This window comes from Collinsella sp. OM04-5 (assembly GCF_003439125.1).
Classification (GTDB): Bacteria; Actinomycetota; Coriobacteriia; order Coriobacteriales; family Coriobacteriaceae; genus Collinsella.
The window spans coordinates 22,710-45,876 of the sequence record NZ_QSUU01000009.1 but is presented as its reverse complement, the minus strand read 5'-3'; the positions used below and the strand labels follow the sequence as shown (position 1 = coordinate 45,876).

The window sequence follows — 23,167 nt, the reverse complement described above, 5'->3', positions numbered from 1 at the left end:
GTATAGTTAACCAGGTTTTATGGGGGTGGCTATGCCAAGTTGGAACATTCATATCGCTCAAACGGAGCGCTTGCTGGCGCGTGCTGGCGTGCTTGCCGATAGCGTTCGTGACCGCAATGCCTTCTTGTTTGGCTGCGTGGTTCCGGATATCTTCGTGGGCTATATGGTCCCTGGTATCGCTGATCCCATTCCGTATCGCATTACGCACTTTGCAAACCCCGAGCCTATCCCTAAGCCGCGCGAGCACGAGTTCTGGGATACCTATGTGGCGCCGCTGCTCAAAGGGGCGTCTGTTGGTACGCCGGCTGCCGCGACCTCGATCGCCGAGGAGCGCGAGCGACTCAATCGGGTGCATTATCCCCAACGCTACAAGGACGCCGAGCCGGTTGCCGGTCCCGGTGCTAGCGAGCTTTCGCTCGCGCCCGGTGACGTGGCGCAGTCGCTGCTCGATTTGACGCTGGGCGTCTGGTCGCATCTGGTGGCGGATACCGTATGGAATACGCGCGTGAATCAGTACCTGGAGGCGCACGGCGGCAAGCCGTGCGAGGAATTCCGCATTAAAAAGCAAGGCGACTTTGACTGGTTTGGCAAGACGCTCGGCATCGTTTCGATTCCGCGCGCGACCAATCGCCTGTATACTGCGGCGACGCGTTTTGGGCAGTATCCCATCCATAAGGAGTATGTGCTCAAGACCATCGGCGTTATGCACGAGATTGTGCGCGAAAACCCCGGTGAGCCCGATCATCCGCCATACCGCTTGCTAACTGAGGAGTTTTTCGATGCAACGTTTACCGAGGTCATCGAGCTGACCGAGGTGGGCTTTGCGACTCGCGTTGCCGCTTCTGACGTCCCCGCAGTCCCTCTGATCACTAGCTGCTAGCTGGCCGGCTTGACGGCGAACAGCTCATCCCAATCGACCAATAGCTCCCGCCGTAGGGCATCTTCGGTGGTGCGTTCCTGATCGGTCTTTGGGATGTAGGGGAGCCCTGCCTTTTTATGGATGAGTTCGGCGATGTTGTTAAAGCTCTTCGTGTCTTTGATTTGCTCATAGGTTATCTGGATAACGTCATAGCCCATGCTTGTGAGGGCGGTGGTGCGCTCGGCATCGGAGAGACTTGCGGCTTCGCCATCGTGGGCGGAGCGGCCTTGGCATTCCAAGATGACGCCCATGCTGTCGGTGTTGCTCTCGATGAGGATATCGGCGTAGCAGCAGGTTTTGTCATACAGTGAACGCGCGGCGTCGCTGAGTGGGATGCGCACGTTGTTTGCGATGTTGATGCCCATGCCGCCCTCGTTGCGGGGGAGCGAGACAAGCATAGAGGTCTGTACTTCGAAGGGCGAGGCGGTCTGCCCCGTCATGTGCTCGGCCGCCCAGCGCAGTTGTTTAACGCCGCGCAGGCCTGCAGCCTGCTTGGCGAACGCGGCGATATCCGCCGCGCTGAGGAGCGGCGGGCGCTTCCACAAATTGGTGTCATTGCCCTTGGTGTCGACAACTCGCTCCCAACCGCAGTTGGGTGGAATGAGCTTAAGCGAAATGGCTTCATCGAGTTGTTGTTGCGTTCGCTCGCAGGGCGTAAACACTGCAAAGGAGCCGCACATCTCGTAGCAAGCCATGAGTAACTGGTTGCGTGAGACCTGCGTAGCAAGGCTGAGCAGCGTAAACTCGGGCGACGTGACATCAAATCCATGTTCAGTTTGCCTAAACGACCCGGGAGGCGGCTCTTGGGTCAGGAGGTGCGATTTAAACAGGCTTCGCGACCCGGATTGTGCTCGAGTGAATACAAGCCTGTGAAGCGGTGCATGAAGCAGGTCTTTTACAACTGCATGACTTCCGAGGCCGCAACATCTGCGATCCATATTGCCAAGGCTAATGGCGGGGTAAAGCCCTAATACCTGCGGCGGGATACGGTGATAGTAAAAAGCGGATTGACCGCATAGCGTCAGGTCCATGATATCCTCCTGGTCGAAATGTGCTTTTGGACCGTGCGATGCCAGCGTCAATTCGGAAGTATGCGGCAAAATCTGAACCCTGTGAGCAGACCTGGCTTTTGAGGCCAGTTTATCAGGCATTTTGTTGCGAAAAAACGGGGTGTGCTCGGAGGTCTCAGAATTTGCCGCATACTTCCGAAAACGCGGTCGATCTGGCTCTTGCTAAAACGATTTAGCAGCGTCGGGTAAGGTGTGGTTTCGCCATCGGGCGAACACTTTTAGCGCTTGGGACTTTATTTTTGGGCCTCGAAAGGTGGATTTCGCGCTTTTGGTAAAGAAATGGGTGCGTGTTTTGCCGTGTGCCGGCATTGACACAGAAAAAGGGCCCGGAAGGCGAAGCCTTCCGGGCCCTTTGCAATGCAAATGTGCTTGCAAGTGCGTTTTAGCGCACCTGGGCGACGTAAGCGACGTTGGTCGAGGAGACCTTGTCCTCGAGCTGGACGCTCATGCGGGGATCGCCGGCGGTGGCGACGGTCAGGTCGCCGGCCTCGACGTAGCCGAGCTCCTTAGCGGTCTCGATCGCCTTGACGATCGTGCCGTTGACGGTGCCCTGGGTAATCTCGGCCTGGTGCGGGATAACGCCCCAGTACATGATCATCTGCTGGACGGCCCACTCGTGGCGGGAGAACGCGCAGATCGGCATATTGGGACGGAAGTGCGAGATCAGGCGAGCGGTACGACCGGTGGTCGTCGGCACGGTGATGCACTTGGCGCCAACGGTGGTAGCCATGTTCACAGCGGACATACCCACAACGTTGTTGACGACGCGGGTGCCGTGAGCATCGGCCGGAACCTCGAGCGGAGCGTGAGCCGGGAGGTACTTCTCGGTCTCGAGAGCAATGCTGGCCTGCATCTTGACGGCCTCAACCGGGTACTTACCGGCAGCGGACTCGCCGGAAAGCATAACGGCGTCGGTGCCGTCGTAGATGGCGTTAGCAACGTCGGCAACCTCGGCGCGCGTCGGGCGCGGGTTCTGCTGCATGGAGTCGAGCATCTGCGTAGCGGTGATAACGGGCTTGTAGGCCGCGTTGCACTTGGCGATGATCTCCTTCTGGATGTGGGGAACGAGCTCGGGCTTGATCTCGATGCCCAGGTCGCCACGGGCGACCATGATGCCGTCGGAAGCCTCGAGGATCTCGTCGAAGTTCTCGACGCCCAGGGCGCACTCGATCTTCGGGAAAATCGTCACGTGCTCGCCGCCGTTCTCGCGGCAAAGCTCGCGGATGCCGCGGACGGACTCGCCGTCACGGATGAAGGAAGCGGCGATGTAGTCGATGTTCTCGGTCAGGCCAAAGAGAATGTCCTGACGATCGCGCTCGGTGATGGCGGGCAGCGAGATGTTGACGTTGGGCATGTTGACGCCCTTGCGCTCGCCGATCAGGCCGTCGTTCTTGACGACGCAGGTCATGTCCTGACCGTCGACGGACTCGACCTCAAGGGCAACCAGGCCGTCGTCGATCAGGATGAGGGAGCCCTTCTCGACCTCGGAGGGCAGAGCCAGGTAGTCGAGGGAGATGTGCTCAGCGGTGCCGTGGAAATCCTCGGACGTGGGCTGAGCGGTGACGACGATCTTGTCGCCGGTCTTGACGGCAACCTTCTTGCCGTCGACCAGAAGGCCGGTGCGGACCTCGGGGCCCTTGGTGTCGAGCAGGATGCCGACGGGCATACCGAGCTCCTTGGAAATACGACGGACGCGCTCGATGCGACCGTGGTGCTCGTCGTAAGAGCCGTGCGAGAAGTTAAAACGGGCGACGTTCATGCCCGCCTTGATCATCTCGCGGATGGTCTCGTCGCTATCGCAGGCGGGACCCATGGTGCATACAATCTTAGTGCGCTTGTACATTCAGACCTCCATCTGACATCGTCTTGCGCTGATAGATAAACCATAAGAAATAAAACCGTGTTGATTATAACGAAATGCCGACCGAATACCCCATAAAATCGACCGTATGCCGAATTAGAAGTTCATTTTTTGCGGAATAAACGGTATATGAAAAAACTTTACCAACCGCTCCAACCGCTGCTATCTGGGCGATATTTCAGTTTGACGATGTGCCGAAGAAAAAACGTTTTATCAATGTTGAGCATCACACGGTCTGCACCGTTGCGTGCGGACCATATTTCCAAACCGATTGTTTTGGCTAGACGCGTCGCTTTGGGGTACCATAGCTCCACTATCAACTGCCGCTCAGCACGGCAGCCTTGATGAGCCCTTGCCCTTCTCCTGGGAATTATGATCGGGCATCAATCTGCTGAGTGGCCCGAATCCCAGGAGGGGACTCTATATGCAAAAGGAATACCTGTCCGCCGCGGCGGAGGTGCTCAGCGACCAAGGTGTCGATGAGAACCTCGGCCTGAGCAACGACGAGGCGTCTTCGCGCCTCGCCAAGACAGGCCCTAACAAGCTCGAGGAAGCTGAGAAGACGCCGCTGTGGAAGCGTTTCTTTGAACAGATGGCTGACCCTATGGTCATCATGCTGATCGTTGCCGCCGTCATCAGTGCGCTCACGGGCATGGTCAAGGGCGAGCCCGACTTTGCCGATGTTGCCATCATCATGTTCGTCGTTATCGTCAACTCGGTGCTGGGCGTGGTCCAGGAAGCCAAGAGCGAGGAGGCCCTCGAGGCCCTGCAGGAGATGAGTGCGGCGCAGTCCAAGGTGCTGCGCGACGGCAAGCTCGTGCACCTGCCGAGCGCCGAGCTCGTGCCTGGCGATGTGATCATGCTCGAGGCGGGCGACTCCGTCCCGGCCGACTGCCGCGTGCTCGAGAGCGCTACGATGAAGATCGAAGAGGCCGCGCTCACCGGCGAGTCCGTGCCCGTAGAGAAGCACGCCAACGTGATCGAGCTCGCTGCGGGCACCGATGACGTGCCGCTCGGCGACCGTAAGAACATGTGCTATATGGGCTCCACCGTCGTGTACGGCCGCGGTCGCGCCGTCGTGGTCGGCACCGGCATGAACACCGAGATGGGCAAGATCGCCGGCGCCCTGGCCGAGGCCAAGGAAGAGCTCACGCCGCTGCAGGTGAAGCTCGCCGAGCTCAGCCGCATCCTCACCATCATGGTTATCGTCATCTGCGTCGTCATCTTTGGCGTTGATATCATCCGCCACGGCGTGGGCAACGTTCTTACCGACCCGACTGCCCTGCTCGACACCTTTATGGTTGCCGTCTCGCTCGCCGTCGCCGCCATCCCCGAGGGCCTGGTTGCCGTCGTGACCATCGTCCTTTCGCTTGGCGTGACCAAGATGGCCAAGCGCCAGGCGATTATCCGCAAGCTCTCTGCTGTCGAGACCCTTGGCTGCACACAGACCATCTGCTCCGACAAGACCGGTACCCTTACCCAGAATAAGATGACCGTCGTCAAGCACGAGCTCGCTGCGCCCAAGGAGAAGTTCCTGGCCGGCATGGCGCTGTGCTCCGATGCTCAGTGGGACGAGGAGCTGGGCGAGGCCGTGGGTGAGCCGACTGAGTGTGCGCTCGTCAACGATGCCGGCAAGGCTGGCCTCACCGGCCTGACTGCCGAGCATCCGCGCGTGGGCGAGGCCCCGTTTGACTCGGGCCGCAAGATGATGTCCGTGGTCGTCGAGACCTTGGATGGCGAGTACGAGCAGTACACCAAGGGCGCGCCCGACGTGGTGATCGGCCTGTGCACCCATATCTACGAGGGCGATAAGGTCGTCCCCCTGACCGAGGAGCGTCGCGCCGAGCTCGTGGCCGCCAACAAGGCCATGGCCGACGAGGCCCTGCGCGTGCTGGCGCTGGCAAGCCACACCTACACCGAGGTCCCGGCCGACTGCAGCCCCGCCGCGCTCGAGCATGACCTGGTCTTCTGCGGCCTGTCCGGCATGATTGACCCGGTCCGTCCCGAGGTGGCCGACGCCATCCGCGAGGCGCACGACGCCGGCATCCGCACCGTCATGATCACGGGCGACCACATCGACACCGCCGTGGCCATCGCCAAGCAGCTGGGTATCGTCGCCGATCGCAGCCAGGCCATCACGGGCGCCGACCTCGACCGCATGAGCGACGAGGAACTCGACGCGCACATCGAGGACTACGGCGTGTACGCCCGCGTCCAGCCCGAGCACAAGACCCGCATCGTCGAGGCTTGGAAGTCGCGCGACCAGATCGTGGCCATGACGGGCGACGGCGTCAACGACGCTCCGTCCATCAAGCGCGCCGACATCGGCGTGGGCATGGGCATCACCGGTACCGATGTCACCAAGAACGTCGCCGACATGGTGCTCGCCGACGACAACTTTGCCACCATCATCGGTGCCTGCGAAGAGGGCCGTCGCATCTACGACAACATTCGCAAGGTCATCCAGTTCCTGCTTTCGGCCAACCTTGCCGAGGTCTTCTCGGTGTTTATCGCCACGCTCATCGGCTTTACCATCTTCCAGCCGGTGCAGCTGCTGTGGGTGAACCTGGTTACCGACTGCTTCCCTGCGCTCGCGCTGGGCATGGAGGACGCCGAGGGCGACATCATGAAGCGCAAGCCGCGCAACGCCAAGGATGGTGTCTTTGCCGGACATATGGGTCTGGACTGCGTGGTCCAGGGCCTAATCATCACCGTGCTGGTGCTGGCGAGCTTCTTTGTGGGCGTGTACTTTGACATGGGCTACATCCACATCGCCGATATGATCGCCGGCAATGCCGACGAGGAAGGCGTGATGATGGCGTTCATCACGCTCAACATGGTCGAGATTTTCCACTGCTTCAATATGCGCAGCCGTCGTGCGTCGCTGTTCACCATGAAGAAGCAGAACAAGTGGCTGTGGGCTTCCGCCGCTCTGGCACTGGTGCTGACGGTGATCGTGACCGTGCAGCCGACGCTTGCCGAGATGTTCTTTGGCCCTGTGACGCTTGAGCTCAAGGGCGTTCTTGCCGCGCTGGGCCTGGCCTTCCTGATCATCCCGTTGATGGAGATCTACAAGGCGATCATGCGCGCGGTGGAGAAAGAGTAACGTACCTGTCCGGGCCCGCCCGCCTGCGGGGTTTCTTCTTCGCTGGTCCTCGCGCTTCGCGCTGCGGGATCACTCAGAAGAAACCCCTCCCGGCGGGCGGGCCTTCGGATAACCTCTCGGGACCGTAAGCTGAGGGAAAGTGTGTGAGTCGGTCGAGCATTTGCTCGACCGACTCTTTTTTGTGGGAAAATACCTGCTCAGTTGTGATTTATGGTGCTGGGAGGCGCTTGTGGGCAAGGCTAAGGCTAAAGCGAAGAAAAAGACGACGGGGGCGCGGGCTAAGCGCGATCGTCGTCGGAAGCTTGCGACCGAGGCTCCCGCATCTGCTGAGGAGCTGCTGGCAAGCGTGCCGGGACTCGACGCGCTGCAGGACGTTCCGGCGTTTGATGACCTGCCAGTCGATGAAGCCCAGCAGACTGCCTTTGATGATTTCTGCGCACATGCCGAGGAGCCCGAGCAGATGCAGCTTGGCGCCGTGGTGCGCTTGGATCGCGGGTTTCCGCTGGTGGCTACTGCCGACGACACCTTTCGTGCCGAGCATGCCGTGGGGTTTGCCAAGTCGCGCGGCGAGGACGAGGTCCTGCTGCCCGCCGTGGGCGACCGCGTGGCGGTGCGCCGCGCTCCCGGGCACGATATGGGCGTGATTGAGTGCGTGCTGCCGCGCCATACGAGCTTTGAACGTTGGCGCGGCCGTGCCCGCGGAGAGCGCCAGGTGCTCTGCTCCAACGTGGATAGCGTGCTAATCGTGCAGGCGCTCGGTGCTGGCGAGGTGCTGCTCGACCGCGTGGCGCGCTCGCTAGTGTTGGCGCTCGACTGCGATGCCGAGCCGGTGGTGGTGCTCACCAAAGCTGACCGCTGCGATGCCGAGGAGCTCGAGCGCGATCTGGACCGCGTGCGCCGCCTGGTGGGTCCGGACGTGCGCGTAATCGTGACGTCCTCTGCCGAGGGCCGCGGCCTGGACGAGGTCCGTTCCTGCGTGCCTGCTGGGAGCTGCGCCATGATTCTGGGCGAGTCGGGTGCCGGCAAGTCGACGCTGCTCAATGCACTGCTGGGCCACGATACGTTGGCGACCGGCGGTGTGCGCGAACGCGACGACCAAGGCCGTCACACTACCGTTGCGCGCGTGATGGTGGCGCTGCCGGGCGACGCCGGCGTGATCGCCGATGCCCCGGGCCTGCGCAGCCTGCCGCTCGTGGGGCATGAGCGGGGTCTGGCGCGTGCCTTCCCCGAGATCGTCGAGGCGTCGCGTGCGTGCCGGTTTGGCGATTGCACGCACACTCACGAGCCGGGTTGCGCCGTTCGCGAGGCCGAAGATGCTGGACAGATCGACAGTCTGCGTTTGGAGACGTTCCAAAATCTAGCGTCATCCATGCGCGTGAGTGCCCAAATGCTCGACCCCGATGTCCATCTGTAATTGATTTTTCCTATGACAGCCGTCTTCCAACTGTTCGGGAGGCGGCTTTTTTTCTGCCAAAGCGCCTCGAAATATGCGTTTTGCCGACGTTCTGACCAAAACCTTGCCACGAGCTTGACGGGCTGGTCAGCTTTTGGTCAGCAATTGGTTTGACACGTAAAACCAAGATTGCGATTGCGCCGCTTTGCGCTCTGGTCGCCCAGACAATGGTGGTACGGGCATTTGCCCGGCACTGCCATGAGAGGAGCGGCCGTGAACAAGAGCAAGCGCATCGCCATCAGTCTGGTCGCGGGCGTGCTCGCTGCTCTGCTATGCATGGTTTACGGCTCGTCGATCCGCTCGCAAGCTGAACGGGTCCAGGCTGAGACCTTGGCCAAGTACGGTGGCGATCGCGTCGAGGTATGCGTCGCGGCGCGCGATATCGATGTGGGCGAGACCCTCGATGAGACCAATGTCATAACCCAGGAATGGCTGGCGAGTCTGCTGCCGCGTGATGCGGCGACCGAGCTGCGTCAGGTGCGCGGCGACGTGACGACCTCGCGCATTCCCAAAAACGCCGTGATTTGCAATGTCTACACCAAGGCCGAGAGCCACAAGCTCGAGGTGCCTAAGGGCAAGGTTGCCGTTTCGGTGGCGGTCGATGCCGAGCACTCAGTCGGCGGCGCCACGGGCGTGGGCAGCTATGTGGACGTGTACGTGCAAAAAGATGGCGTGACCGATCGTTTGTGCGGCGCGTACGTGATCGATACCAGCGAAGATGCCGGCACCACACGTGAGGGCAAGATCGAATGGGTGACGCTGGCGGCTGACCCCGAAGACGTCAAGGAACTGCTGGGCGCCTCGGGCAAGGGAACGGTCAGCTTGACGATTCCCGCCACGGCGCGCGGCAAAAAGAGCGGAGGCGACGAGTGATGAAGGCGATCTGGCTTGCGTGCTGCGCGTGCGGCGATTACGGGCTGTTGCAGCGGGAAGTCGAGGGCCGTGATGCGGGTGCACAGGTGCTTCGCGTGGGTGACCTGGACGGGCTGGTTTCCATGGCGCGGGCGTTTCCGTCGCGCCGCGGGGCTGCCATCATCGCGGCGTCTCTGTTTGATACCGAAGATGTGCGCAAGACTGTTGCGCGCCTGACGGCCGAAGGTCGCGTGAGTCGCGTGGTCGTGTTGATAGAAGCGCTCGATCCGTCGGATATCGAGGGGCTGTTTCGCGCGGGGGCGACCGAGGTCATCGCTGCGCACAGTATATGCGGCAACGGGCGCGCGGGCGAGGGAGCGGTTGATTCCGATCGGCGCATGACGATTGAGCCCGATGCTTTTGTTGATAGGGAACCCGGGGCGCCTCGCGCTACAAGAGGCCCGCGTGTTGATGATTATGGAAAAGCGGAAGCCGAGCATGGTCGGCGCCCCCGGAACCCCCTTGTATACGATGACGCTGGAGGGCCGGCGCAGCATGCTGGCGACTCCCCGGCTGTAGATATGGGATACGTGCACGGCGTGAATCTGGCGGATGAACTCGACGAAGTTGAGGGCTTTGCCGGGTGTGGCGAGTTGTCGCTGATGCAGCATGAGCAGATTGCGCAGAACGAGCCTGCCTCGCAGACCGAACAGGCTGCCATGCCGGCTTGGACGCAGCGTGTGGTTGCGGCGGGGGAGACGGGGACGCTGTCACCGACGCCCGCCCCGCCGCCTCCGATGCCGCCGGCAGACGCTGCCGCTTCGCCGCATCGAGCTTCGGTCATCTGCGCCATTTCGGGTTCGGGCGGTTGCGGCAAGTCGACGATCGTTGCCACCATGGCACACACATCGTCGCTGTTGGGCTTGCGTGCCGCCGTGCTCGACCTGGACCTGATGTTTGGAAACCTTTACGACTTGTTAGGCGTCGATGCCCCGCGCGATATGGCGACACTTATCGAGCCGTCGGCGGCGGGCGCGCTCACCGAGCCGGATATCGTAGCCACATCGATGCGCGTGGCGCCGGGCGTTACGCTTTGGGGTCCCGTTGCGGCTCCCGAGCAAGCCGAGCTCATGGCACGTCCGGTGGAGCTACTGCTTGATGTTCTGCGTCGCGAATCCGACGTGGTCTTTATCGATACCTCGGTCTTTTGGGGCGACGCCGTGGCGGCTGCGGTGGCAGCGAGCGACCGTTGCCTGGTCGTTGGCGATGCGGCGGTGTCGTCCGCGACATCGGCGTCGCGCGTCATTGAACTGGCAAGTCGAGTAGGTGTGCCGCGCACGCGCATGAGCGCCGTGTTCAACCGGTTCGGTGCGCGCGGGGCAGACGAGGACGTCGCCATGCGCTTTGAGATTGCCTGTGCGTTGAGCTCCAAGATTCGTATCGCCGATGGCGGGCAGGATCTCGCCGCGCTCATGGCGTTTGGGCGCGCTGACGAGGCAGTGGGGCAGACCAGCGTTTTTGCGACCAGCGTGCGCGAGGCCACGCGCGAGATGCTCGTGGAACTGGGGTGCGCCGTCGGCCCTTGGAGCGATATGGTCGCCGACCGTGCAACGCGTACCGAACGCCCGCGTATCCGCCTTCCCTGGTTGCGCGAGGGTGATCAGCGATGAGCCTGCAAACGAGGATTAAGGCTGCCGGCGCTGCAGCGGCGGCAGCGCCTGTAGATGCGGGGCGTCGCCGCGCGGTGAAACGACGCACCAAGCGCGCCGTGATGGACCGCATGGGTTACGACGAAGTGGCGCGTATCAGCGCCTATATCGACCCGGCACTTGCCCGCTCGGAATTGCGTCCTGCGGTGGAGGCGGCGCTCAATGTTGAGGAGCCGACCGATCTCGCGACGCCCGAGCGCGAAACCATCATCGACGAGATTTTGGATGACGTGGTGGGCTTGGGGCCGTTGCAGCCGCTCATCGAGGACGACACCGTTACCGAGATCATGATCAACGGCTGCCGCTCGGCTTTCTTTGAACGCGGCGGCGTCTTGTACCCCATCGAGCATGCGTTTGAGGATGATGAACAGATCCGTGTGCTTATCGACCGCATCATCTCGCCACTTGGCCGCCGTATCGACGAGCGCAGCCCCATCGTCAACGCCCGCCTCAAAACGGGTTATCGCGTCAACGCGGTGATTCCGCCTGTGGCGATTGACGGACCGATTCTCACCATCCGAAAGTTCTCGGACCGTATCTGCTCGCTGGACGAGCTTGTGGGGCTGGGGTCGCTGCCGCTTTGGTATGCGCAGCTGCTGTCGTGCGCGGTGTCGCTGCGACAGGACCTGGCGGTTGCGGGAGGCACGGGATCTGGTAAGACCACCCTGCTCAACGCGTTGTCATGTGAGATTTCCACCGGCGAGCGCATCGTGACGATCGAGGACTCTGCCGAGCTCAAGTTTGCGCATCATCCGCACGTGGTGCGCCTAGAGGCGCGCGAGGCTTCAATTGAGGGTGAAGGCGCGGTGACGATCCGCGACCTGGTAACTAATGCCCTGCGCATGCGCCCCGACCGCATCGTGGTGGGCGAGGTGCGCGGTGCCGAGTGCTGCGACATGTTGCAGGCCATGAACACGGGCCACGACGGGTCGCTCACCACACTTCATGCGGGTTCAGAACAGGAGACCGTGGTGCGTCTGACGTTGCTTGCACGTTATGGCATCGATCTGCCGAGCGAGCTCATCGAGGAGCAGATTGCCATGGCGCTCGACGGCATCGTGATGTCCGAGCGCCACGCCGATGGCAGGCGTTTCGTCTCCTCGTATTCGGGGGTGCGACGCGCCGCATCGGGTGGCGTAGAGCTCGAGCGCTATGTGACGTTCGATGCCGCCGAGCGCACCTGGACGCTTGACCGCGAGCCGCCGTTTATCGCAGAAGGCCTGCGGTCGGGGACGCTCACACAAGAGGAGGTGGACGAATGGAGATCACTGTGCCCCTCGTCGTAGGGGGCTTGGCAGGGCTTTCTGTCGCGACGGCGTGCGGGGCGGAACCTCGTGTGCCGCAGGTACCGCTGGCGGAGCTGGCACGTCAGGCGCTCGAGATGGTGGCAGAGAAGCTGCCGCGTGAGCTGGTGGAAAACGATCTGCTGAAAAAGATCGCCCGTTCGTGGCCATCGCTGGCTCCGGCGCATCGCCTTGGCCTCGTGATCGAAGATGCTTCGGGACGTTTGGCGTTTCTGCTGCTATCGAGCGGTGTCTGCTGCGTTTTACTAACGATGGTGTCGTTATCGCCCCTCGGATTTGCCTTGGGACTTGTTGCTCCGTTTGCCGTTGGTGCCGCTCGGGATGGCTTTGAGAGCCGGCGCGAGCAACACGATGCAGAAGAGGCAATGCCCGAGGCGTTTACCGCACTTTCCATGTCGCTTGCCTCGGGACATTCGCTGGCCCAGGGCATGCGCTTTGTGGGCGCTCATGCGCAAGAGCCAGTGCATACCGAGTTTTTGCGGGTGGCGGCGGCGATCGATTGCGGCATCTCGGCGACCGACGCGCTCGATGACTTGCTCGTGCGTATCGACGCCCCCGGTCTTTCGCTTGTGACCTTGGCGCTTAAGGTGTCTCAGCGCACCGGCGCTCCGCTTGCCGACTTACTGTCCGAGGCGTCGAGCATGGTGGGGGAGCGCATTGAGCTCAAGCGCCGCCTGGATGTTAAGACGTCGCAGGCTCGCATGTCTGCGCATATGGTCGCGGCGATGCCGGCGGGCATGTGCGCGGTGTTGGCGCTGCTTTCGGCAGATTTTCGTCGCGGTCTTGCGACGCCTGCCGGCGCGGGCGCTGTGGTGCTGGGTCTTGCCCTCAACGCCGTTGCCCTGGTGGTTATCCGGCGCATTATGCGGGTGGAGCTATGAGCGCCCCGGTTGCAGTTGCGGCTTGCCTGTGCGCCCTGAGTGTATTTGTCGCGACGGGTTTGGATCGGGCGGATGCACGCAAGATCGCAGGGGCCTGCATGCGCGAGGCGGTGCTGGTCGCTGCCGCGGGTCGCTCGGTGGTCGATGCTCTGACCGCGCGAGTGAAGGGCGCGGTTGGAGCGGGCGGCCCGGCGCGAGTGTCGCTCGGCGAAGTGTCCGAGATGATCGATGTTGTGCGCTTGGGTCTTTCGGCCGGTCTTTCGTTTGATGCGGCGCTTGAGATTTTCTGCGCCAACCGCCGGTCAGTGCTGGCTCTTCGCCTTGAGCGCGCCTGCATGGCGTGGCAGGTGGGCGTGGGCACGCGTGAGGACGAGTTGTTGGCCGCCGCGCGCGACCTGGACGTGCGAGCGCTCGAGACCTTTGCCATCACGGTGGGGCAGGCGCTCGCCCTGGGTGCCCCACTTGCCGAGACGCTGGCCGCTCAAAGTCGCGAGATCCGTGCGGCTCATCGCGCCGCGGTCGAGCGCGAGATCGAGCGTGCGCCCGTCAAGCTGTTGATTCCCACCGGCACGCTCATCTTGCCGGCGTTGCTTCTGTCCATATTGGGCCCGCTGCTGGGAGCAGGCGGGATGATGTAGGGAGGAATACATGAACACGATGGTCGAAGTTGCTGACAAGGCTTGGAGCTGGGCTTTTTGCCGGGCGATTCACACTCGCCAGCATGCCAAGGAGCTGTTGCAGGAGGAGAGCGCGCAGGGTACCACCGAGTACGCCATTTTAGTGGGCGTACTTGTGGTGATCGCGATTATTGCCATCGTTGCATTTAAAGGCAAGGTTAAAGAGCTATGGGATGCGATCAGCGAGGGCATCAACAGCCTGTAGAGGGCGAGCGCCCCATCGGGGTGCTGCTGGTGTTTGCTTGCCTGACCGTGGCGATAGCGGTGGTGCTTTGGGGGCTTAACGCCGCGCGGCAGCAGCGTCCTGGGACCGCCTCCGATTTGGGCTCAGATTCGGCGGTGGCGTCTCAAAAAGATGAGATGCGAGATGCGGACGATTCGGATGTCGCTGTCACGGCGCAAACCTTTCTGCGGACGCTCGACAAGCGGTCTGACACTGTGACGGATTCGCCTGAGGGCAACGCGATTGCGGTCCGGCTTGCATGGTCCGAGGACCGACCGATGACCGAAGCGGCGGCGGATATGCTGCGTGCCTATCGCGAGGTACCCACGGCACAACTTGCTCTGAGCGGCTATCTCGACATCAAGGGCAACGTGTGGGGCGCTATCGTGCGTGACGGACGCGGCTGGGTCGATATGGTGACGGTTGCTGCGGATACTGGCGATGCTTCGTGTCGTCTGCGCGCCGTGCGCCTGGTCCCGCAAACAATAAGCTCAAAGGAGGGGTCGTGAAATGCATGGCGTTCTGCGTGAGGAGGTTGCCCAAGCGACTGTGGAATACGCCATCGTCACGGTGGCGCTGTTATCGATCGTGCTGGCGATTGCGGGACTTTGGCGTGCTGGCACCGATGGGCGCTTGGCGGCGCTGGTTGAGCGGGCGGCATCCCATGGCGTTGCCTCGATGTCGGTTATCGACGCCGCTGCGGGCGCTAAGGACATCGCGTTGTATTGATATCGCGTGCGAGGACCGGGCGCAGTCTACGGTCGAGGCCGCTTTTTTGCTGCCGACGTTTCTGACGCTCATCCTTCTCGCACTGCAACCGGTGTGCCTGCTCTATACGCGCGCGGTCATGGAGTCTGCCGCCGCCGAGACCGCGCGGCTCATGACCACGACGACGGCGGAGGACGACGATCTTAAGGAGTTCACCCGCCGCCGGCTTGCCGCAGTGCCCAACGTTTCGATTTTTCATGTCGGCGGGCCGCTGTCGTGGGATATCGAGCTTGGCCGGGCCGGTGCGGGTGGCGTCTCGTCCGTGTCCGTTTCCGGCGAGGTCAAGCCGTTGCCCGTGATCGGTGCGTTTGCGCAGGCTATGGGTGGTACCGCCGAGGGCGGCTACGTTGAGCTCAAGGTCGATGTCTCGTATCAATCGCGTCCCGAATGGCTGGAGGGAGATTATGATTCGTGGATTGCTACATGGGATTAAGCGTTTCTGGTCTAGACGCGTTTTGACGCGCCGTCCGAGTTGCCATTGCAAGCGAGGTGGCTTTATGGGTCGAGCCGGTGTCGATCTGTTTATCGAAGACGGTGCCTATACCACGCTTTCTTCTGCCGCGGTCATCCTAGTGGTGCTCACATTGTTGTTTTCGTCGACCGCGGCGATATGGAGCATGTCGCGTGCCGGGGACACCCAGGTGGCGGCTGATAGCGGCGCGCTGGCGGGTGCCAACGTGGTGTCGTCCTATCACACGGCTGCCACGGTGGTTGATGCGAGTATCTTGAGTCTGGGGCTGGCGGGGTTTGCCACGATCGGGACGGGCCTGGTCGCCATCCTCATCCCGGGTGCCGAGCCGGTTGCCGGCAATATGGTCGACACCGGGATCGAGATCATTAAAACGCGCAACAAGTTTGCCAAAAGCGCATCGGAAGGCTTACAGAAAATCGAGACGGCTCTGCCGTATCTGATCGCCGCGCGTGCCACGCAGGCGGTGTCGGCGCAGGATACCGATAGTGTGACCTATACCGGTACGGCGCTTGCCGTGCCCAGGACATCCGAGTCGGACTTCGCTGCGCTCAAAGGGTCAGAGATCTCGACCGATACCATTAAAGACACATCAGATGATTTAGAGCGTGCGGCCGAGGAGCTGCGGAAGGCTTCTGAGGACACGGCGAAGGCTAAAGAGCGTGCTTGGCTGGCGGATTGTGGTGGGTCTGACAAGGGCTCGGTCGGCAGCTGTTCTTGCATGTGGGAGCGCGCGAAAAGCCTAACGGATCTCTCCGGTGTTCAAAATCCGCATTACTCATCGAGCGTTACGTGGGAGCCCCAAGTTGCCCTTGATCGCGCGAAGGACTACTACCATTGGCGTCTGACAAATGAGAAGCCCCACGGCTCGAGTGTCGAGATGAAGGCAGAGTCTGCGGCGCGTAAGGCGTTTTATACCTATGCGAGCGCGGAGGTCGATCGGGCACATATAACCGAGAACGGAGACAGGGTTTCCTCTTATATTCCGCTGCTGCCGCGCAACTCTGATGAGGTTCGGGCGACGGAACTCTATACCGATGCGGTGTGGCCGACGAGCGTGAACGATGACAAGGCGTATCTGCATTACGGGACGACCTGCCCTAACTATAAGAAAGGGACGCCGAGCGGATTTGCTTCGGTTGCCGATTACGATGGACAGGATAAATGCAGCAAATGCCATTTTGGCGTTTTGTCGCTTGGTGCTGTTGCGGCGCCTTCAACCTCTATCGAAAACGGCTTTGAGTATCACTTTGACAAGTTTAAAGACGCCCTGGAGGACTACGTCGACTGTCGCAACAAGGAGCTCGAGATCGAGCGTCAGACCGAGGACGAAGCCGACCGTGCGGGCAATGCGTTCGATACCGCCATCAAAGAACTTTCCGGTGAGCGTTCGCGTATCGCCCCACCTGGCCGCAACGGCGTAGTCGCCTTTGCAGTTTCGGGTGATATTACCAGCCCCGATCAACTTAACTCTTCGTTTAACACGGCGGTTGAGCTTGGCAGTCGCGGTGCCATCTCTGCCGCGGTGCTGGCGCCCGATGAGGCGACGGCGCAAAACAACGTGCTTTCGCGATTTTTCTCGACATTGAAGGAACGCTCGGGTGGCGTTGCCGGCGTACTCGACGGCGTCATGGATGTCTGGGGGCGGCTGCTTGTGGGATACGGAGACATCCAAGGTTCGGCCGACGAACTTATGGACGAGATGATTAAAGGCCTAGGAGGGGGCAGCGGCGCGTTGGGCTCCATTGCATCGTGGCTCGGCGATACCGTTTCGGCGTCCGTGGCGGCGCTGGGTTTGGAACCGTGCGACTTGCGCCTGCGAAAGCCGGTGCTGACTGATTCCGCCAACGTCATTAAGAGCCCGGGGTCTGACATTGCTGGTCTCTCTCAAGCGCAAGACAAACTGCGAAGTATTCCGTTGGGCGTGACCGATCCCAAGGCGCTTTGCGAGGCGTTGGAATATCAAGTCGAACGCACCATCAGCGGTACGGTGTTCACGCTTGCGGAGATTCCTCTGCCCGGCGGCGGCTCCATCCCGCTCACCGTCGATGTCGCCACGCTGGTTGGCGCTCTGGGCGGTGGGTCGTAATGAGTATCCGCATGCGTCTGCGCGAGGAGCGCGCCCAAGCGACGGTGGAGATAGCAGTGGTTACGCCCGTTTTGCTGGTGCTGGCACTCATCGTATACAACGTCATGATCTTTGCCAGCGCTGTCGCGCGCTTCGACCGCGTGGTGCCCGACATCGTGTTGGCGCACGCCGTGGCGCCGAGCGGGGAGGGCGACGAAAGCTCTGTCGATGCCTCGGCGACGGTCCGGACTCAAATTCTGAATGCCATGGAAGGCTATGACTTGCAGATCGAAGTGTCGAGCGAGCAAGGCGCGGAGGCATCGGATGGTGGCCTGCTCTCCCTATCCGGTACGTTTAGGACCTACACCTGCACCATGCACTATGAGCCGTGGCCGACTTCTCTCAGCATCGCTGGCGTTCCGCTGGGGGCGCCGACAACGTTGTCGCACGAGCGCGCGGTGACGGTCGATCCATGGCGTCCGGGGGTGGTCATGTGACCGCGGTCTCGTCCTACATCGCCTACGCGCGGGCACTCAATAGGCTGGGCTGGACGCCGGCCGAGTTTGCGGTGGCGGAGTCGTTTGCCGTGCGCCTGCGCGGCATGCTGGGACGGTGTCCGGTTGCCGCCAACGGTCTGCCGCTCGTCATGGCATTTCCACGCTGCTCTTCGGTCCATACGTGTTTTATGGCCTATCCCATCGATATCGCCTTTATCGATGCACGTGGCTATGTCCTCGTATGCTACGAAAACGTACGTCCCTGGCGTATGTGCTCCTGCCCCGGCGCCTGGGCCGTACTAGAGCGTCCTTCAATCATTGTTTCGACCCCTGCTCTCCAACGCGTGCCGGCTTAAGAATTGGCGACAGCGGACTTTCGTCATACGAAATTGGGTAAGATGGAGGAGAAGATGCATGGATGTTGAGATCCATCCCAACGCTAAAAAGCACCTGACGGAAAAGCAGGTGCTTAGCGCTTGGCTTGCGGTTACTGAGTGCATTCGTCGCGAGCCGAAGGACGAGCCGCCGAGATGGCTTGCGATTGGATGGCTCCCAGACGGACGAAGCGTGGAGCTTGTCGCGGTCGAGCTTGTCCGTGGGGGCTTATCATTCATGCCTTGTCTCCAGTCCAGAAGAAATTTTGGCAGGAGATTGAACGGGCTCGGCAAAGGGGTCGATGATGGGCAAGACGTATACGGCCGCTAATGGTCAGGTTGTAACGGATGAAATGATTGACGCGTGGTGCGAGTCGTACGAGCGCGGAGAGTTTCCGGATGGCGAACACACCGTTGGTGGGATCGTGCATGGACGGCCCCCACTCTCAGGTGAGGGGACGGCAACGCTGTCGGTCAAGATTCCTCTGGGAATGAAGGAGGCCATTCGTCGACGGGCGGCTGCCGAGGGGATGACGCCAAGTGAGTTTGCCCGTGCGGCTCTGAGCGAAAAACTTCTTGCTGCCGGCTGATGCCTCTGACGTGCCGATTTAAAGAACCGAGGCTGTGCTCAAAAACTTTTTTGAAATTCTCGGTTGACCGGAACGCGTCCTTGGTTATACTAATCAAGCCTTGAAACAAGGCACACCTCAAATGGCTGGGTAGCTCAGTTGGTAGAGCAGAGGACTGAAAATCCTCGTGTCAGGGGTTCGATTCCCTTCCCCGCCACCTTGAATTGACTAGGACCTCTGCAAAGGGGTCCTTTTCTTTTATGTAGCCCTCGCACGGAATCGAACCCCGTGAGGGCGCGGAGCTGAGTAAACGCGTAAGCGTTTGCCAGCGCAGCTCGCAAGGCGCGTAAGCGCCGCAGCGGTCCGTCCGCGCAGCGCGCGGACGCGATTCCCTTCCCCGCCACCTTGAATTGACTAGGACCTCTGCAAAGGGGTCCTTTTCTTTTATGTAGGGTTCTGCGGAAACTGCGTCCCAGAATAAGGGCTCAGAACGGGACACACTTTCCGGTGCCTGCCTCCGGCGCGCGTACACACCTCGTCGCACCATTCCGAGTCCGTCTGCTCCCAGACATTCCTCCCACTTTCGCGTCACTTTGCAGACCGTTCGGTCGCCTGTCCGCACACGCGGGTATACTCAAAACGATACTTATCCTACGCAATACGATGCGGGTTCGACCTGCATGATCCGAAGGGGGCAGTGATGGAGAGGATACTCGGCGTTAATCTCTCTGGCTGGTTTATTCCCGAGCCTTGGGTGACCCCGTCGCTGTACGCGGCGACCGGTGCATCCAACGCGGCTGAGCTACAGGAGGCCATGGGTACCGCCGCCTATAACGAGCGCATGCGCCGCCATTACGAGACGTTTGTGAGCGAGGACGATTTTCGCCGCATGGCGCAGATCGGTCTCAATGCCGTGCGTCTGCCGGTGCCCTGGTATGCCTTTGGCTCACAGGAGTCCGATGCCTCCTACATATCGGTTGTCGATTACATCGACCGCGCAATTGAGTGGGCTGCCAAGTACGACATCCGCGTGCTGCTCGATCTGGCAACCGTGCCCGGTGGCCAGGGCGATTCCAACGATTCGCCCACCACGCCGGAGGCTGTTGCCGAGTGGCATTCGTCCACCAACGGCCGTCATGTCGCACTCGACGTGCTCGAGCGCTTGGCCGATCGCTATGGCGAGGCCGAGAGCCTGCTGGGCATTGAGCTGCTGGACACGCCGCAGATGAGCGTTCGCAAGAGCCTCTTCACCATGACGGATGGCATTCCTGCTCACTACCTGCGCAATTTCTATCGCGATGCCTACGAGCTCGTCCGTTCGTATATGCCCGAGGATAAGATCGTCGTCTTCTCGTCGTCGGGGCATCCCAGCGAGTGGAAGCATTTTATGCGCGGCGCCAAGTACAAGAACGTCTACATGGACCTTCACCTGTACCATTACCGCGACGAGTATGCGCTCGACATCACGAGCCCTCGCGGGCTGACGACGGCGATTTCGCGTAACAAGCGCGAGCTTAAAGAAGCGATTTCGACTGGGTTCCCCGTGCTGGTGGGCGAATGGTCGGGCGCGGCGATCTTTGCCAACTCGTCGGTTACGCCCGAGGGCCGCAATGCCTACGAGCGCGTGTTTATCGCCAACCAGCTGGCTTCGTTTGCGCCGGCTGCCGGTTGGTTCTTCCAAACGTGGAAGACCGAGAAGCGCATTGCAGCATGGGACGCCCGCGCGGCGCTCGGTACGCTCGAGCGCGGCATGATTGAATAGGTTGATATGACGCAAAACAGCGCCCATACGGGCAAACTCTATGTGGTCGGCACGCCCATCGGCAACCTGGGCGACCTGTCCCCGCGCGTTGGTGAGGCCTTTGCCGCTGCTGATGCCATCTGCTGCGAAGACACGCGTGTGACGTCAAAGCTACTGATGCACCTGGGCATTTCCAAGCCGCTTGTCCGTTGCGACGAGAATGTGATCGCCAGCCGCGCCGCCGGCCTGGTCGACCGTCTGCTGGCGGGGGAGACCCTCGCTTTTGCCTCGGACGCCGGCATGCCGAGCGTGTCCGATCCCGGCCAGGCGCTGGTCGAGGCGGCGCGTGAGGCCGATGTGCCCGTCGAAGTTATTCCCGGGCCCTCTGCTTGCGTCACGGCGCTTGTTTCGTCCGGCATTCCCTGCGAGCATTTTTTCTTCGAGGGCTTTTTGGGCCGAAAGCACGGCGACCGTGTGCGCCGTTTGCAGCGCCTTGCCGTGGTGCCCGGCGCACTCATCTTCTACGAGTCTCCACATCGCATCGTGGCGACGCTCGAGGCCGTGGCGGAGGTCTTTCCCCAGCGTGAGGTTGCCGTCTGCCGCGAACTCACCAAGCTGCACGAGGAGGTCTTGCGCGGGCCCGCTGACCAGCTTGCCGAGGAGCTGCGTGCTCGCGGCGAGGTAAAGGGCGAGATTGCGCTGGTCATCGCGCCACCGAGCGAGGATGAGGAGGCCGGTATCGTGCCGGTCGGCGCCACGGCAGCGGATCCCGACGAGGCCCTGCGCGAGGATATCCGCGCCGCGCTCGAGGAGGGGGAGCCCGCGTCTGCGGTGGCCAAGCGCCTGTCTCAGAAGTATTCGCGCCGCAAGCGCGATGTCTATGCCATGGTGCTCGATATGCAATAGATGGAGGATATCCAGCCCTTGCGCTAGAATCATCCTCTGTATGCAACGTTTTTCTGGAGGACAAACCCCATGGATCAAAGCAAGCCTTCGTTCTTTATCACGACGCCCATCTACTACGTCAACGCCGATCCGCACCTGGGCACGGCTTATTCCACCATCATCGCCGACGTTCAGGCTCGCTATCGCCGTTCCGCCGGCTATAACGTCAAGTTCCTGACCGGCATGGACGAGCACGGCGAGAAGGTCGCCGAGGCCGCAGCCAAGCATGGCATGACGCCGCAGGAGTGGACCGATAGCCAGGCCCCGCACTTCAAGGAGCTTTGGAGCAAGCTCGAGATTTCCAACGACGACTTCATCCGCACCACCGAGCCGCGCCAGCATCATGCCGTGCAGTACCTGTGGGAGCGCATGAAGGAGTCCGGTTACCTGTATAAGGGCAGCTACGACGGTTGGTATTGCGTGCCTGACGAGACCTACTTCACTGATACGCAGGTCCAGAAGGGCGACGAGGAGTACGGCAGCGTCGGCCAGCATCTATGCCCCGACTGCCACCGTCCGCTTGAGCGCGTCCAGGAGGAGTCCTACTTCTTTAAGCTTTCCGCCTTCCAGGACAAGCTTCTCAAGCTCTATGACGAGCACCCCGACTTTGTCGAGCCTGCGTTCCGCATGAACGAGGTTCGCAGCTTTGTCGAGGGCGGCCTCAACGACCTTTCCGTGAGTCGCACGAGCTTTGACTGGGGCATCCAGGTTCCGTTTGACGAGGGCCATGTGACCTATGTATGGTTTGACGCGCTGCTCAACTATATGACGGCCGTCGGCTACGGTGTCGACACCGACGAGGCGCGTGCCGAGCTGGCCTATCGCTGGCCCGCGCAGTTCCACATCGTGGGTAAGGACATCATCCGCTTCCACTGCGTCATTTGGCCCGCCATGCTCATGGCCATCGGCGAGGCCCTGCCCGAGCACGTCTTTGCCCACGGCTTCCTGACCGTGCGCAATGCCGAGACCGGCAAGGCCGAGAAGATGTCCAAGAGCCGCGGTAACGCCATCGCTCCGCAGGACGTTATCGACATGCTGGGCGTCGAGGGCTATCGCTACTACTTTATGACCGACGTCGTTCCCGGTACCGACGGCGCTATCAGCTTCGATCGCATGGAGCAGGTCTACAACGCCGACCTGGCCAACAGCTGGGGCAACCTTATCTCGCGTTCGCTCAACATGAGCGGCAAGTACTTTGACGGTTGCGCGCCCGCCAAGCCCGCATCGTTCGATGCGTTCGACAACCCGCTGGCAAAGATCGCCGATGGCCTGGTCGACCGCTACATGGCCAAGATGGACGTGCTCGATTACGGCGGAGCCAAGGACGAGGTTATGGAGCTCATCCACGCCGCCAACCACTACATCGAGGACTCCGAGCCTTGGGCGCTTGCCAAGGATGAGGCTAAGGCTGACGAGCTGGCATTTGTGATCTACAACCTGCTCGAGGCCATCCGCATTGCCGCTCACCTGCTGATGCCGCTCATGCCTCAGACCTCTGCCGAAGCCCTGCGCCGCCTGTCCTGCGAGGACGAGGCCGCGAGCGACGACCTCAAGGGCATTTGCGCTTGGGGCCTGCTTGCCGGTGGTCAGCCCGTCGAGAAGGGTGAGCCGCTGTTCCCGCGTCTGGGCTAAGACGCCGCGCGCCATATCGGCAATTTGCTGTTTAGATGTAAGGGCATGG

22 protein-coding genes and 1 tRNA gene are annotated in these 23,167 nt (G+C 61.4%); 21 read left to right on the top strand and 2 right to left on the bottom strand.

Going from position 1 to position 23,167, the window contains the following annotated elements; translation table 11 throughout:
* The first annotated feature begins 31 nt into the window (after nucleotides 1–31).
* Complete coding sequence (locus tag DXB53_RS06640; protein ID WP_117583824.1) at nucleotides 32–880, top strand: hypothetical protein; 849 nt, start codon at nucleotides 32–34, stop codon at nucleotides 878–880.
* Here the strand turns inward: DXB53_RS06640 and DXB53_RS06635 are convergent.
* Nucleotides 877–1,950 (bottom strand): hypothetical protein, encoded by a 1,074-nt coding sequence (locus tag DXB53_RS06635; protein WP_147330903.1) that lies wholly within the window; start codon nucleotides 1,948–1,950, stop codon nucleotides 877–879. The genes DXB53_RS06640 and DXB53_RS06635 overlap by 4 nt on opposite strands.
* Before the next feature lie 421 nt (nucleotides 1,951–2,371).
* Nucleotides 2,372–3,832 carry a pyruvate kinase gene (gene pyk / locus DXB53_RS06630; protein WP_099432613.1) on the bottom strand — a complete coding sequence of 487 codons (1,461 nt, stop codon included), beginning with the start codon at nucleotides 3,830–3,832 and terminating at the stop codon, nucleotides 2,372–2,374.
* 442 nt (nucleotides 3,833–4,274) lie between these two features.
* On the opposite strand from pyk, the gene DXB53_RS06625 reads away from it, so the two are divergent.
* The 20 genes from DXB53_RS06625 to metG all read left to right on the top strand — a co-directional run bounded on the left by DXB53_RS06625 (nucleotide 4,275) and on the right by metG (nucleotide 23,118).
* On the top strand, nucleotides 4,275–6,956 hold the full coding sequence (locus DXB53_RS06625; RefSeq protein ID WP_117583822.1) for a cation-translocating P-type ATPase: 2,682 nt from the start codon (nucleotides 4,275–4,277) through the stop codon (nucleotides 6,954–6,956).
* A gap of 460 nt (nucleotides 6,957–7,416) precedes the next feature.
* A complete protein-coding gene (gene rsgA, locus DXB53_RS06620; RefSeq protein WP_199409696.1) occupies nucleotides 7,417–8,370 on the top strand; it encodes a ribosome small subunit-dependent GTPase A in 954 nt (317 codons plus the stop codon).
* A gap of 252 nt (nucleotides 8,371–8,622) precedes the next feature.
* Nucleotides 8,623–9,282, top strand: a complete 660-nt coding sequence (cpaB, locus tag DXB53_RS06615; protein WP_233503830.1) for a Flp pilus assembly protein CpaB — start codon at nucleotides 8,623–8,625, stop codon at nucleotides 9,280–9,282.
* Nucleotides 9,282–10,931 carry a P-loop NTPase gene (locus DXB53_RS06610; protein WP_117583821.1) on the top strand — a complete coding sequence of 550 codons (1,650 nt, stop codon included), beginning with the start codon at nucleotides 9,282–9,284 and terminating at the stop codon, nucleotides 10,929–10,931. The genes cpaB and DXB53_RS06610 overlap by 1 nt, the downstream gene beginning before the upstream one ends.
* Nucleotides 10,928–12,256 (top strand): CpaF family protein, encoded by a 1,329-nt coding sequence (locus DXB53_RS06605; protein WP_006235095.1) that lies wholly within the window; start codon nucleotides 10,928–10,930, stop codon nucleotides 12,254–12,256. Before DXB53_RS06610 ends, DXB53_RS06605 begins: the two co-directional genes overlap by 4 nt.
* The gene (locus tag DXB53_RS06600; protein ID WP_117583820.1) at nucleotides 12,229–13,155 is read left to right on the top strand and encodes a type II secretion system F family protein; all 927 of its coding nucleotides are present in this window, start codon (nucleotides 12,229–12,231) and stop codon (nucleotides 13,153–13,155) included. The genes DXB53_RS06605 and DXB53_RS06600 overlap by 28 nt, the downstream gene beginning before the upstream one ends.
* Entirely contained in the window at nucleotides 13,152–13,793 is a 642-nt protein-coding gene (locus tag DXB53_RS06595) for a type II secretion system F family protein (RefSeq protein WP_117583819.1), read from the top strand. Before DXB53_RS06600 ends, DXB53_RS06595 begins: the two co-directional genes overlap by 4 nt.
* Nucleotides 13,794–13,803: 10 nt before the next feature.
* The gene (locus DXB53_RS06590) at nucleotides 13,804–14,037 is read left to right on the top strand and encodes a hypothetical protein (RefSeq protein WP_117583818.1); all 234 of its coding nucleotides are present in this window, start codon (nucleotides 13,804–13,806) and stop codon (nucleotides 14,035–14,037) included.
* Nucleotides 14,001–14,564 (top strand): hypothetical protein, encoded by a 564-nt coding sequence (locus DXB53_RS06585; protein WP_117583817.1) that lies wholly within the window; start codon nucleotides 14,001–14,003, stop codon nucleotides 14,562–14,564. The genes DXB53_RS06590 and DXB53_RS06585 overlap by 37 nt, the downstream gene beginning before the upstream one ends.
* Before the next feature lies 1 nt (nucleotide 14,565).
* The gene (locus DXB53_RS06580) at nucleotides 14,566–14,784 is read left to right on the top strand and encodes a hypothetical protein (RefSeq protein WP_006235089.1); all 219 of its coding nucleotides are present in this window, start codon (nucleotides 14,566–14,568) and stop codon (nucleotides 14,782–14,784) included.
* Entirely contained in the window at nucleotides 14,720–15,256 is a 537-nt protein-coding gene (locus tag DXB53_RS06575; protein WP_117583816.1) for a TadE/TadG family type IV pilus assembly protein, read from the top strand. The genes DXB53_RS06580 and DXB53_RS06575 overlap by 65 nt, the downstream gene beginning before the upstream one ends.
* Before the next feature lie 64 nt (nucleotides 15,257–15,320).
* Complete coding sequence (locus DXB53_RS06570; RefSeq protein WP_117583815.1) at nucleotides 15,321–17,381, top strand: hypothetical protein; 2,061 nt, start codon at nucleotides 15,321–15,323, stop codon at nucleotides 17,379–17,381.
* A complete protein-coding gene (locus DXB53_RS06565) occupies nucleotides 17,381–17,857 on the top strand; it encodes a hypothetical protein (RefSeq protein ID WP_117583814.1) in 477 nt (158 codons plus the stop codon). The genes DXB53_RS06570 and DXB53_RS06565 overlap by 1 nt, the downstream gene beginning before the upstream one ends.
* Nucleotides 17,854–18,213 (top strand): DUF192 domain-containing protein, encoded by a 360-nt coding sequence (locus DXB53_RS06560; RefSeq protein ID WP_226790440.1) that lies wholly within the window; start codon nucleotides 17,854–17,856, stop codon nucleotides 18,211–18,213. Before DXB53_RS06565 ends, DXB53_RS06560 begins: the two co-directional genes overlap by 4 nt.
* A gap of 58 nt (nucleotides 18,214–18,271) precedes the next feature.
* Nucleotides 18,272–18,562, top strand: coding sequence for a hypothetical protein (locus DXB53_RS06555; RefSeq protein ID WP_117583813.1), 291 nt, complete (start codon nucleotides 18,272–18,274; stop codon nucleotides 18,560–18,562).
* Complete coding sequence (locus DXB53_RS06550) at nucleotides 18,537–18,821, top strand: ribbon-helix-helix domain-containing protein (protein ID WP_035137167.1); 285 nt, start codon at nucleotides 18,537–18,539, stop codon at nucleotides 18,819–18,821. The genes DXB53_RS06555 and DXB53_RS06550 overlap by 26 nt, the downstream gene beginning before the upstream one ends.
* A gap of 123 nt (nucleotides 18,822–18,944) precedes the next feature.
* A tRNA-Phe gene (locus DXB53_RS06545) sits at nucleotides 18,945–19,017 on the top strand.
* Nucleotides 19,018–19,500: 483 nt separating this feature from the next.
* Nucleotides 19,501–20,562 (top strand): glycoside hydrolase family 5 protein, encoded by a 1,062-nt coding sequence (locus tag DXB53_RS06540; protein ID WP_055309641.1) that lies wholly within the window; start codon nucleotides 19,501–19,503, stop codon nucleotides 20,560–20,562.
* A 6-nt stretch (nucleotides 20,563–20,568) separates the two neighbouring features.
* Entirely contained in the window at nucleotides 20,569–21,447 is an 879-nt protein-coding gene (gene rsmI, locus DXB53_RS06535) for a 16S rRNA (cytidine(1402)-2'-O)-methyltransferase (protein WP_117583812.1), read from the top strand.
* A gap of 69 nt (nucleotides 21,448–21,516) precedes the next feature.
* Complete coding sequence (gene metG / locus DXB53_RS06530; protein WP_117583811.1) at nucleotides 21,517–23,118, top strand: methionine--tRNA ligase; 1,602 nt, start codon at nucleotides 21,517–21,519, stop codon at nucleotides 23,116–23,118.
* The last annotated feature ends 49 nt before the right edge of the window (nucleotides 23,119–23,167 follow it).